Below are 11,681 nucleotides of genomic sequence, written 5' to 3' on the forward strand. Positions count from 1 at the left end.
GGCCGTGATTGCTGCTGCGGGAAAGATGGGTATCAGCAGTGACGAACTGTGTGCCCAAGCGGTAGGCGGGCTGTTGTCCGAGCGTTACTGGACCTGGGCAAACGCCCATTACGCCCAGGGCGCGGCGGATGAAATCGACAACGCCTTGAACCTGCTTGTGGGAAGGCCGACATTGGGGCTGACGCCGCCGTCGATTGAAATCGCCGGCGATGCACTCCCCGCCGGCATTTGATCGGCGCTATTCAATTAAAATGGGCGACCTGAGAAGGTCGCCCATTTGCGTTAAAGCCCCAGGCCTTCTTCCACTGATAGAGCAAGGCCTCTTCGTCCAGCGACAGGCTTTCAGAGCGCGGTTGCCCGGTACTCGGACTGCCTGGATGTGCCACAGCGATTCGCCATGCTCGCCGAGTGTTCGCAGGGGGCAGTGATCCTGGCTGTCATACGGATTTCAGTGCACCCCTTGCCCCGGGAAGAGAAGCGGGCGATGGGCACCTAGCTCCCTCGCCACATCGGGTAGAGACAGCTAATGCTGCGCCCGATAAGCAGGCCTCACCTGGGGCTCCCGCTCGACATCCGCAGAAGCCTGCCCGAAATTATCCGGCAACGAAGCCACATGCACCGTGCGCGCTGGAATCGCAAACTGCACGCCGATTTTCGCGAATTCTTCCATCATGCCCAGGTTGATTGCCTGTTGGACGTCCATGTACACGTTGTAGCTGGGGTCCAGGACGATGTAGACCGTTTCGAATTCCAGGGTGCTTTCGCCGAAGCTGCGAAAGTGCGAGCGGTCGAAGCGGGTCTTGTTCTGAGCCTTGATGATCCGTTCGACAATGACCGGCACCTGCCGGAGCTGTTCGGTCGAGCAAGTGTGGGGCAGGGTGAATTCGAAGACGATGCGGCGTTCCTGTAGCCGCTTGTAGTTCTGGATGGTGGTGCTGATCATCCCCGCGTTGGCCATTACAATCTGCTCGCCGCCGAGGCTGCGGATCCGGGTGGTCTTGAGGCCGACGTGTTCGACGGTGCCGGCCAATGAACCGACGACGATGAAGTCGCCGACTTCGAACGGTTTGTCCACGGCAATGGACAGCGAGGCGAACAAGTCCCCCAGGATGTTCTGTACCGCGAGCGCAACCGCGATGCCACCGACCCCGAGGCTGGCGACAAATGCGGTGATGTTCACTCCCAGGTTGGAGAGCATGGCCAACAGCACGACGGCCCACAGGAACACCTTTGCGCCCCACAGGCTCAGGGTTGCCAATGCGCTTTTCTGTGGAGTCTCGGCTTGGCTGTGGCGTGCGAAATAATGCATCAGCGCCAAGGCGATCGCCCGATTGGCCCACAGCCCGACCTGGAGCGCGGCCACGACGAACCAGAGACTGCTGACGCGGCTCAACCAGCGCTCCGGCAGGTCGAGTACGCCGACGCCGATCAGGATCGAGGCCAGCAACAACAGGGTATTGCTGGTGCTGGACAAGACTTCCACGGCGATATGACTGACGTAGGCATCGGGCTTCTTTGCCCGCGCCCGGACCTTCTTCAGCAGGAAGCCAATGCCGGCCCGGGAGACGATGAAACTCAGGGTCATCACGCTCAGCGCGAGTAGCCAGTTGGCGATGGAAATACCCAGGACCTGGGTGTTGGTAAAGATTTCGAAAGCGTTTGAATCCATTGATCTGTCACCTGCGCCATTGCTGTTCAGGTCAGGTCCCTTACCGGTTCAAGCGGGAACGCTTGGGCGGGCCATGAACTGTGTTAGTTGCCCCCGGCCATGGGCCGTTCAATTTTGTTGGCTGGGCGCTATTGCCGGTTTCGGTAGTCGAAGCGTAGTTTCTTGCGCAGAGCACCTGAGAGAACAATTACCATGCAGATGACCACGCTGGGCAATGATGAGCTGGGACCGTTGCGTAATGCGTTAATCCTGGCCGGCTTGCCGGTGGATGACCTGAGCCATTCTGGCCGACGGTTCCTGCGCTTCAGCCAAGCAGGCAACCTCGTGGCGTTTGTCGGCATCGAGGGGGAGGGGGCCGACCGCTTACTGCGCTCCTTGGTCGTGCTTGAAGATCAGCGAGGGCGTGGCACGGGGGCAGCAGTGTTGGCAGCACTTGAGTCGCTTGCAAAAAGCGAAGGAGTGGAACGGCTGCACCTGCTGACTGACAGCGCTGCCAGGTTCTTTACCGCCCAGGGGTATCAGGAACGGGATCGCTCCCTGGCGCCAGCGTCAATCAGCGCTACGGCGCAATTCAGGTCCTTGTGTCCAGCCTCGGCTACCTATCTGAGCAAAGACCTCGGCTAGCGCAACAAATGCACCCCCAACCCCGCCAGCCCACACGTCAGCAACACCTGGATCACCCCGCGCTTGTAGCGAAACAGTGCCAGCGCCGCAGCGAGTGCGATGATTGCCGACGGCCAGTCCAGCGTGCCGGCGAAGCCGTTGGGCCAGAGCACGTGATAGCCGAAGAAGCAGGCGAGGTTGAGGATCACACCGACCACGGCGGCGGTGATGGCGGTGAGCGGTGCGGTAAATTTCAGGGCGTTGTGGGTTGATTCCACCAGGGGGCCGCCTGCCAGGATGAACAGGAACGAGGGCAGGAAGGTGAACCAGGTCACCAGCGCGGCGGCAACGGTGCCAGCGAGGAAGACTTGGTCGGGGCCGAACACCTGCATCACGTAACCGCCGACGAAGCCGACGAACGCCACCACCATGATCAATGGGCCAGGTGTGGTTTCACCCAGGGCCAGGCCGTCGATCATTTGTGTCGGCGTCAGCCAACCGAAGTGTCCGACGGCGCCCTGGTACACGTAGGGCAGAACGGCGTAGGCGCCACCGAAGGTCAGTAATGCGGCCTTGGTGAAGAACCAGGCCATTTGCGTCAGGGTGCCGTTCCAGCCGAACACCACGGTCAGCAGGCCCATCGGCAAGGTCCAGAGCAGCGCGCCGACGAGCCCCAGCCGGGCGAGCCGGAAGGCGCTGAACCGGGTGTGTTCGGGGGGTGGCGTGTCATCGTCGATCAGGGCCGGGCCGAAGGACTGGTGTTTGGCCGCGTGGCCGCCCAGGCTGAACGTATCCGGCGCCCAGCGACCGCCCAGGTAACCGACCAGCGCCGCGCCCAGCACAATCAGTGGGAAGGGCACATTGAAGGCAAATATCGCTGCGAACGAGGCGGCGGCGATCGCCCACAGCCAGCTGTTCTGCAATGCCCGGGAGCCGATCCGGTGGGCGGCATGCACCACGATGGCGGTCACGGCCGGCTTGATACCGTAGAAGAGGCCCGCCACCACCGGCACTTCGCCGAAGGCGATGTACAGCCACGACAAGGTAATCAGAATAAATAGCGAGGGCAGCACGAACAGCGCCCCGGCGATGACTCCGCCCCAGCTGCGGTGCATCAGCCAGCCCAGGTAGGTCGCCAACTGCTGGGCTTCCGGTCCCGGCAATACCATGCAGTAGTTGAGCGCATGCAGAAAGCGTCGCTCGGAAATCCAGCGGCGGCGTTCCACCAGTTCCTGATGCATGATCGAGATCTGCCCGGCGGGGCCACCGAAGCTGATGAAGCCCAGTTTGAGCCAGAACCAGAAGGCTTCGCGCAGGCTGACGGGCGAGGGGCGGGGCAAGGATTCGCCGACGGGGCGAGGCGGTGTGTTCATGGGCGGCGAGGGCACTTGGCAGTCGAAGGTGAGGTGGAGGCGCTACTCGATCTAGATAGCCGGGCCGATGCCCGTCAGTCAAGCAATGGACAGATTATCGAGCGGGAGCAAGCTCCCTCGCCACGGACGGTTGCCGTTCTTCCAGCGTTCTGCATTGTCCGCTGACGGTTCGGTTTTGGATCCATCCAGCCACCCATCGCCTGGCCGATAAAGGCAAATTGCCGCTCCACAAGCGGTAGGCTAAGCTCACGGATATTGGGGGCTTTGAGCGACCTGCTCATGTTTTTGCCCTCTTCAGGAATTCGCTTGTCTATCCCCATTGTTGATCCGTTTCATCCCCCCGGCGGTGCCCTCAAACGCCTACCTTTGCTCAAGGCCGCGGTCATTTTCATAGCGGCGGTGTGCCTGTGCCTGTGTGGTTTGCTCTACCTGCAACTGGAGCAGTCCCGTCGGCACGACCTGGAGACGGCCCGGATTGCTTCGGCCAACCTTACCCGGGCCATGGCCCAGCAGGCCCAGGACACTTTCTTGCAAGCCGATCTGGTCTTGGCCAGCCTGGCGGACTGGATTCAGGTCGATGGCTTCGGCCCGGCGCTGCAACCGCGCCTGCAAAAAACCTTTGCCCGACGCGTGCAATCCCTTGAGCAGTTGCATGGCCTGTTCCTGTTCGACAAGCACGGCCATTGGGTGGTGACCTCCTTCGACGACTTGAAAAAAGGCTCAGGGGTGGCGGATCGGGAATACTTTGTCTTCCATCAACAGAATGCTTCCCTGATCGCTCACATCGGACCGGCGATTCGCAGTCGGCAGAACGGCGAATGGATCATTCCGATTTCCCGACGCCTGAACGATCAGAACGGCGACTTCCAGGGCGTGCTGATGGCCGGCATCAAAATGTCCTACTTCGATCAGTTCTTCAAAAGCTTCAGCCTGGACGATAAAGGCGAGATGGCCCTGGCCTTGTCCGACGGCACGCTGCTGGCCCGGCGCCCCTTCGATGAGGCACGGATCGGACAGCCGCTGGCCGAGGAGCATATTTTCAATCATGACCTGCCAAGCGTGATGTCTGGCGATGCCATTATCCGCTCCGCGGTCGATGGCGTCGTGCGGCTCTATGGGCACCATCATTTGCGCGCCTATCCGCTGGTGGTCACCGCCGCGATGTCCGAAGAAGCGATCCTGGTCGGCTGGCACGACAGGGCTTTCAAATCCAGTCTCATCGTGGCTCTGGTGGTCGTGGGCATTTGTCTGTTCGGCTGGGTATTCGTCTTTCAAGTGCGCAACAGCGAGCGGGTCGAAGCAGACCTGCGCAATGCCCAGAAGACGTTGGAGCAGATTGCCACCCACGACAGCCTGACGGGGCTGGCGAACCGACGCTTGTTCGAGCGGGCCCTGGAGGTGGAGTTCGGTCGCGGTGCCCGCCAGCGCAGCCCGTTGAGCCTGATCATGCTCGATATCGATTTTTTCAAGCGCTACAACGACACCTACGGGCACGTTGCCGGCGACCATTGCCTGGCGGAGGTGGCGAAAGTGCTCAAGAACTGCTGCCATCGCAAGGCCGACCTGGCGGTGCGTTATGGCGGTGAAGAGTTCGTCGTGTTGCTACCCGACACTCATCTGCAAGGGGCAATGGCCTTTGCCGAGCAGATCCGTTGTCGAGTCATCGACAAACACATCATCCACAGTGGCTCCCCTACCGGCTACCTGACCGTGAGCCTGGGTTGCTACGCGTTCGTGCCCACCAGCCTGGACAGCACCGAAATCTTCATCCAGCGGGCCGACGCTGCCCTGTATCAAGCCAAGCACAACGGCCGCAACCGTGTGGAGGCCTGGTCTGTGGAAGGCCGCCTTGATGCGCTGGAACGCTCGGATCGTTGAGATCGTTGGAATCATCGACGCCTGACAAGGGTCCATTGCTCAGACACTTTGCTTCGTCACACCGAAGCCGGCGTCGAAAAAGGACAGGAGCAGGCCCATGGATTCCGCTGCCGATACGCTTTCAAACACGACGCGCCACACCCCGATAACCCGTCGCCTGGTGGCGGCGATCGGCGGGCTGTTTGTCCTGGGCGTGCTGGTGGCCGTCGCCGTGCTGTTGAATATCGCCCAGAAACTTGACGCGGAGGACGTGCGCAAAACGCTTTTCTATACCGAGCGCGCCGTCGAAAATCGCATCACTGCGTCGAAAAACTACATCACCAGCTATACCTATTGGACCACCGCCTACGAGCACCTCAACGGTGAAGTCGACGTAAAGTGGGCCTACGCCGACCAGAACATGGGCAAGACCATGTTCACCAACGACGGTTACGAAGGTGTGTTCGTCATCGACCGCGACCGCACCAAGTACGCCGTGGTGCGAGGCCAGAACCTGCCAGTGGATGCGGCGGCTTACATGGACACGCCGCTGGCGGCGCTGGTGGACCAGTTGCAGGACCAGGCCGACCTGACGGTACCGGCTATCCGCTACACCCTGTTCGAAGGCTGGCCCGCCATTGTCACCGCCTCGGTCATCCTGCCCAATGACGAGCGCCCCGGGTGGACGCCCAAGGCACGTCGGTGCTGCTGTTCGTCGATCAGATGACTCACGTAAAGCTGCGCACGCTGGGCAAGAATTACGGCCTGACCGATCTGCATCTCAAGAAGGACTCGGAGCTGGAGCCCGGCCAGCCCGCCTTGCCACTGGATAGCACAGGGTACAGCCTGGTGTCCCGTCTGGAGCGACCGGGCCAGCATTTGCTCTGGTCGCTGTTACCGCCGTTGGGCGGTGCGCTGCTGATCCTGGCGCTGCTGACCGCTTACTTTTTTCGCTACGCCCTGCGCACTGCTCGGCAGGTGGATGCCAGTCATGACAGCCTGGAGAGGTCGACGCAGGCCCTGGAGGCCAGCGAAGAGCGGTTTCGGGCCGTGGCCGAAGCGGCTTCCGACTGGATCTGGGAAATCGATAGCGGGGGGCACATTACTTATCTGTCCGGGCGCTTCAATGCCGTCACCGGATTCTCCGACCAGCAATGGCTGGGGCAAGACCTCGAGCAATTGTTGTACTGCGACACGACGCCGATTGCGCTTTGGCTGGGCACCCTCACGCAAGAGCAGAACTCCAGCAACCTGCGCTGTTCCTATCGCGATCACTCCGGGCAACTGCGCGTCTGCCGAGTGTCGGCGCGGCCGATCTATCGCAGGGACGAGGTCGTTGGCTATCGCGGGACGGCCAGCGACATTACCGATGAGGTGGCGGCACACGCCCAGGTCCAGCATCTGTCGTTGCATGACGCGCTGACGGGCCTGCCGAACCGCAACAAGCTGGCGCGGCACCTGGACGATGCGCTGCTGGCCAAGGAGCATTCCACACCGCTGACACTGCTGATGGTGGACCTGGATAACTTCAAGCCGATCAACGACTCCCTCGGCCACCCCGCCGGCGACGCGGTGTTGCTGGAAGTGGCCCAGCGCCTGCGCAACATCACGCGTGAACACGACCTGGTGGCGCGCCTGGGTGGGGATGAGTTCGTGGTGGTGCTCAGCGGCATGGAGCACACCACCGAGATCGACCGGTTCTGTGGGCGGCTGATTGAAAGCCTGCAACAGCCGATTCATTATGAAACCCATTCGCTGTACATCGGTGCCAGTATCGGCGTCGCCGTGAGTCGCCGCGAAGGTTATGTGCCCGGCGAGTTGATCCGCTGCGCCGACATTGCCATGTACCAGGCCAAATCCGAAGGCAAGAAAACCTGGTGCTATTTCGCTTCGCAGATGAACGATCAGATCCAGCATCGTCGACAACTGGAAAACGACCTGCGCCAGGCCGTGAAGAAAAACGAATTCATCCTGCATTTCCAGCCGCGCTACACCGTCGATGGTCGCGACATCGTCGCCGTCGAAGCGCTGGTTCGCTGGGAGCATCCGACCCAGGGCCTGCTCGGGCCCGACACCTTTATCCCGTTGGCCGAGCAGACCGACCTGATTGTGCCGCTGTCGCATTGGGTATTGCGTGAGGCGTGTGAAACCGCGCTGACCTGGCCAGGGGAGCTGATGGTCTCGGTCAACCTGTCGCCGGCGCAGTTCGAACGCAGCGACGTGGTGGCCGACGTGCGCCGGGTGTTGATCGAAACCCGTTTCCCGGCCAGCCGCCTGGAGCTGGAAATCACCGAAAACGTGATGCTCAATGACGTGGACGGCGCGCTCCAGACCATGAACGCCCTGAAGGAACTGGGCGTGCGCTTGAGCATGGATGATTTCGGTACCGGCTATTCGTCCCTCGGCTACCTGCGCACTTACCCGTTCGATGGGATCAAGATCGACAAGCGTTTCATCGCCTCCATGAGCAACAGCAGCAACGACCGGGCGGTGGTGCAGGCGATCATCAACCTGGGCAAAGCCATGGGCCTGACTGTCACCGCCGAAGGCGTGGAGACCCTGGCTCAGCTTGGCTCGCTGGGAACGGACCAATGCCACGAAGTCCAGGGTTATTTCCTCAGTCGCCCGATCGACAAACAGGCCTTCGCCAACTTGCTACAAGACCGTCAGCCATTGTCGAAAACCGGGTCCTGAGGATTCGTTGCAACCACCGGGACTTATTGTCGGTCACAGCCAGTGTCTTGGCATTACGAGTGTTGGCCCATGAAAAACCTGCGCATCGCGACCTTCAATATCAACGGCATCCGCGCCCGGCTGCCCAACCTGTTGGAATGGCTGGAGCGGGAGAAGCCGGACATCGTCTGCCTGCAGGAACTCAAGGCCGCCGACAAGGATTTCCCGGCGGCGGAGATCGAATCGGTAGGGTATGGGTCGATCTGGCATGGCCAGGCGTCGTGGAATGGCGTGGCGATCCTCGCCCGTGACGCGCAACCGCTGGAGAGCCGACGTAGCCTGCCCGGTGGGGAAGATGACAGCCACAGCCGCTATCTGGAAGCGGCGGTGCATGGCGTGCTGGTGGGGTGCCTCTACCTGCCCAATGGCAACCCGCAGCCCGGGCCGAAGTTCGAGTACAAGCTGGCATGGTTCGAGCGGCTGATCGACTACGCCAAGGACCTGCAGGCCAGTGACCACCCGGTGGTGCTGGCCGGGGACTACAACGTGGTGCCCACCGACATGGACATCTACAACCCGCGTTCCTGGCTCAAGGATGCCTTGCTGCAACCGCAAAGCCGCGAGTGCTACCAACGGCTGCTGGATCAGGGCTGGACAGACTCGTTGCGCCATCTGTATCCGGAAGAGCGGATCTACACGTTCTGGGATTATTTCCGCCAGCACTGGCAGAAAAACTCCGGGCTGCGCATCGACCACTTGCTGCTCAATCCGGCGGCCAGCCCGTACCTGAGCGAGGCGGGCGTGGACGCCTGGGTCAGGAACCGGGAGCATCCCAGTGATCATGCGCCCACGTGGATCCGGCTGGCGTCGCGCAAACGGCGGTGAGGCACCAAGCGTTGTCTCCAGGCAGGTAATGCCTTATACCTGGCGCCATCAGCAGCGCGCTGCCTGGGCGCGCTGCGCTGGCCCCGGTAAAGGACACCGTCATGAGTCATGCACAACTGAGCGACACGGCCCGCTATCTACGACGCCTGGGTTTTACTACACCGCCGGCCCCGACCCTCGAGACGCTGGGCCACCTTCAATGGCGCCACACCGCCGAATTCCCGTTTGAGACCCTCACGACCCTGCTGCGCCAACCGGTGCCCATCGACCTCGAATCCGTCGAGCGCAAGGTCTTCGAGCAAGGGCGCGGCGGCTATTGCTACGAACTCAACCAGCTGTTCCTGGCGTTGTTGCAGGCACTGGGCTTCGATGCCCGGGGCATCACCGGTCGCGTGGTGATGAATGCGCCGGAGGGGGCCTGGACGGCCCGGACCCATCGCTTGAGCCTGGTGACGTTCGATGGTGTGCGCTACATCACCGACGTCGGTTTCGGCGGCATGGTGCCCACCGCGCCGCTGCTGCTGGACAGCCGGGACACCCAGTTCACTCCCCACGAACCGTACCGCATCGAGTCCCACGCGGACGGCTACTTGCTGCGGGCCAAGGTCGGCGACGAATGGCGCCCCATGTACCTGTTCGACCTGCAACGCCAGGAAGACATCGACTACACCGTCGGCAACTGGTACGTCTGCAACCACCCGGAATCACCCTTCATGGGACGGCTGATGGTCGCCCGCACCGGTGACGGATTGCGCAAGACCCTCAACGGCAACAGCTATGCGGTGCACCGGATAGGGCAGGAGAGCGAGCGGCGTCTGATCACCGATGCCGATGAACTGATCGATCTGCTGGAACAGGAATTCGACTTGCAGGTGCCGCCCCGGGACATCCTGCGGCCCGTCGTGATGGGGCTTCTCTGAGCAGGGCGTTGGGGATGCTGATCCGTCAGTGACCCCTTGTTCATGATGCGACCGACAAGTTGTATACAACTCTATGGACATTTGTCCTGAGTTTTGAATACAGTGTGCGCATAACAAAAAACAGGGAACCCCCGAACCATGAAAACGCCCCATGTTTCACTTCCACGGCCCGAGGACGAAAACCTTGGCGTCGGCGCGAATATGGCTTACGGCCTGCAACATGTGTTGACCATGTACGGTGGCATCGTCGCCGTGCCGTTGATCATCGGCCAGGCGGCCGGGCTGTCACCGGCGGACATCGGTCTGTTGATTGCCGCGTCGTTGTTTGCGGGGGGGCTGGCGACGCTGTTGCAGACCCTCGGCCTGCCATTCTTCGGTTGCCAGCTGCCTTTGGTGCAAGGCGTCTCGTTTTCGGGTGTCGCGACCATGGTGGCGATTGTCGGCACCGGCGGCGAGGGCGGCTTTCAAGCCATTCTCGGCGCCGTGGTTGCCGCGTCGCTGATCGGTTTGCTGATTACCCCGGTGTTCTCGCGCATCACCCGATTTTTTCCGCCGCTGGTCACCGGCATCGTCATCACCACCATCGGCCTGACCCTGATGCCAGTGGCGGCGCGCTGGGCGATGGGGGACAACAGCCACGCCGCCGACTTCGGCAGCATGGCGAACATTGGCCTGGCGGCAGTGACCCTGGTGCTGGTGCTGTTGCTGAGCAAGCTGGGCAGCGCGACCATTTCCCGGCTGTCGATCCTGTTGGCGATGGTCATCGGTACGGTCATCGCGGTGTTCCTCGGCATGGCGGACTTCTCATCGGTCAGCCAAGGCCCGATGTTCGGCTTCCCGACCCCGTTCCACTTCGGCATGCCGACCTTCCACATCGCCGCGATCCTGTCGATGTGCATCGTGATCATGGTGACCCTGGTGGAAACCTCGGCGGACATCCTGGCGGTGGGCGAGATCATTGACACCAAGGTCGATTCCCGCCGCCTGGGCAACGGTTTGCGGGCCGATATGCTGTCGAGCATGATCGCACCGATTTTCGGTTCCTTTACCCAGAGTGCCTTTGCCCAGAACGTCGGGCTGGTGGCGGTCACCGGGATCAAGAGCCGCTTCGTCGTGGCAACCGGCGGGGTGTTCCTGGTGGTGCTTGGCCTGCTGCCGTTCATGGGCCGGGTGATCGCCGCCGTGCCGACCTCGGTCCTGGGCGGCGCCGGCATTGTGTTGTTCGGCACCGTGGCCGCCAGCGGCATCCGGACGCTGTCGAAAGTCGACTACCGCAACAACGTCAACCTGATCATTGTCGCCACCTCCATCGGTTTCGGCATGATCCCCATCGCCGCACCGAACTTCTACGATCATTTCCCGGGCTGGTTCGCAACCATCTTCCATTCGGGGATCAGCAGTTCGGCAATCATGGCGATCATATTGAACCTGGCGTTCAATCACTTCACCGCTGGCAACTCCGACCAGCAGTCAGTCTTCGCCGCCGGCACCGAGCGGGTGCTGCGCTACCAGGACCTGGCAGCGTTGCGCGAGGGGGATTACTTCAGTGACGGCAAGCTGCACGACTGCGACGGCAACGAGATCCCCGTGGTGACCGACCCCGCCCATGCCCCGTCCGCCCATGCCCCGGTGCGACTGAAAAGCAGCGAACATGTCTGATCTGTACCGGTAGGCAGAGGCTGCAAAACTCCTGTGGGAGCG

General features: G+C 61.8%; 8 protein-coding genes and 1 pseudogene. 7 read left to right on the forward strand and 2 right to left on the reverse strand.

Annotated elements, in window-relative coordinates; all coding sequences use genetic code 11:
• Window positions 1–25 precede the first annotated feature (25 nt).
• Window positions 26–232 (forward strand): hypothetical protein, encoded by a 207-nt coding sequence (locus tag J7E36_RS07945; RefSeq protein WP_215001604.1) that lies wholly within the window; start codon window positions 26–28, stop codon window positions 230–232.
• A gap of 291 nt (window positions 233–523) precedes the next feature.
• Here the strand turns inward: J7E36_RS07945 and J7E36_RS07950 are convergent, their stop codons facing one another.
• Entirely contained in the window at window positions 524–1,669 is a 1,146-nt protein-coding gene (locus J7E36_RS07950; protein WP_215001606.1) for a mechanosensitive ion channel family protein, read from the reverse strand.
• Window positions 1,670–1,861: 192 nt separating this feature from the next.
• On the opposite strand from J7E36_RS07950, the gene arsN2 reads away from it, so the two are divergent.
• Window positions 1,862–2,293 (forward strand): arsenic resistance N-acetyltransferase ArsN2, encoded by a 432-nt coding sequence (gene arsN2, locus J7E36_RS07955; RefSeq protein WP_215001608.1) that lies wholly within the window; start codon window positions 1,862–1,864, stop codon window positions 2,291–2,293.
• Here the strand turns inward: arsN2 and chrA are convergent.
• Complete coding sequence (gene chrA, locus J7E36_RS07960; protein WP_215001610.1) at window positions 2,290–3,645, reverse strand: chromate efflux transporter; 1,356 nt, start codon at window positions 3,643–3,645, stop codon at window positions 2,290–2,292. The two genes, arsN2 and chrA, sit on opposite strands and share 4 nt — an antisense overlap.
• Before the next feature lie 306 nt (window positions 3,646–3,951).
• Here chrA and J7E36_RS07965 point away from each other — a divergent pair, with 306 nt between their 5' ends.
• The 5 genes and pseudogenes from J7E36_RS07965 to J7E36_RS07985 all read left to right on the forward strand — a co-directional run bounded on the left by J7E36_RS07965 (window position 3,952) and on the right by J7E36_RS07985 (window position 11,639).
• The gene (locus J7E36_RS07965; protein ID WP_215001612.1) at window positions 3,952–5,523 is read left to right on the forward strand and encodes a sensor domain-containing diguanylate cyclase; all 1,572 of its coding nucleotides are present in this window, start codon (window positions 3,952–3,954) and stop codon (window positions 5,521–5,523) included.
• A gap of 97 nt (window positions 5,524–5,620) precedes the next feature.
• Window positions 5,621–8,196: pseudogene (locus J7E36_RS07970) on the forward strand (bifunctional diguanylate cyclase/phosphodiesterase).
• A gap of 69 nt (window positions 8,197–8,265) precedes the next feature.
• Window positions 8,266–9,060 (forward strand): exodeoxyribonuclease III, encoded by a 795-nt coding sequence (gene xth, locus J7E36_RS07975; RefSeq protein WP_215001615.1) that lies wholly within the window; start codon window positions 8,266–8,268, stop codon window positions 9,058–9,060.
• A gap of 101 nt (window positions 9,061–9,161) precedes the next feature.
• Window positions 9,162–9,980, forward strand: coding sequence for an arylamine N-acetyltransferase family protein (locus J7E36_RS07980; protein ID WP_215001617.1), 819 nt, complete (start codon window positions 9,162–9,164; stop codon window positions 9,978–9,980).
• 138 nt (window positions 9,981–10,118) lie between these two features.
• Entirely contained in the window at window positions 10,119–11,639 is a 1,521-nt protein-coding gene (locus J7E36_RS07985; protein WP_215001619.1) for a nucleobase:cation symporter-2 family protein, read from the forward strand.
• Window positions 11,640–11,681 lie beyond the last annotated feature (42 nt).

The organism is Pseudomonas fluorescens (genome assembly GCF_018614775.1).
GTDB classification, from domain to species: Bacteria; Pseudomonadota; Gammaproteobacteria; order Pseudomonadales; family Pseudomonadaceae; genus Aquipseudomonas; species Aquipseudomonas fluorescens_BY.